Source organism: Mordavella massiliensis, from assembly GCF_016902415.1.
GTDB classification, from domain to species: domain Bacteria; phylum Bacillota; class Clostridia; order Lachnospirales; family Lachnospiraceae; genus Merdimonas; species Merdimonas faecigallinarum.
The window spans coordinates 1-611 of sequence record NZ_JACJLV010000119.1; the positions used below are offsets into that span (position 1 = coordinate 1).

Below are 611 nucleotides of genomic sequence, written 5' to 3' on the forward strand. Positions count from 1 at the left end.
AAACAATACTATCCAAAAACCTAGTGCAACACTAATATATAAACCATTTCTTCCTGTCTGACCAGTAATTCCAGCGTGTGCGCCAAAAAATTGTAATAATCTAGCATTTTCCGAATAACTTGTAGCTGGTAAAACAGTTTTATTTACTGAATCAATTACTTCCGGAGCAAAAAACTGTAAAATGGTTGCGAATACATGTATAGAAGAAAAAACACCCACTGAGTAGAAATAATATTTTCTCCAATCAAGTATTGCCTCTTTCAAAACCAACATAATAAAAATAAATGCTACAAAGGTTATTCCATACTGCAATGCTGCAGAATCATTAGAAAAAAACGAACTAACAAAAATCACAAACGCAGATATTATCCAGAAAATTGAATCATTTTCAATGTGTATTTTTCGATATTTCATACACCATACAAAAATCAATGCAAGAGTAATATATATTAACGGATATGAATTTGAACTAATCAAATAAAAAATAAAAGAAAATGCACTTATTAAAACACTACATATACACAATAATACTTCTTTCCTACTACATCTTCTAATATCCACTTTATTATTCTCCTCCATACCATTCTGATATACCATGAAACAAACAAGTT

Annotated in this window: 1 protein-coding gene; it reads right to left on the minus strand. The window is 29.3% G+C overall.

All coding sequences use genetic code 11. The annotated features are described in order from the left end of the window. Window positions 1-561: hypothetical protein (locus tag H6A13_RS13060; RefSeq protein WP_204909958.1), on the minus strand; the 561-nt coding region annotated here is incomplete at its 3' end. Window positions 562-611 lie beyond the last annotated feature (50 nt).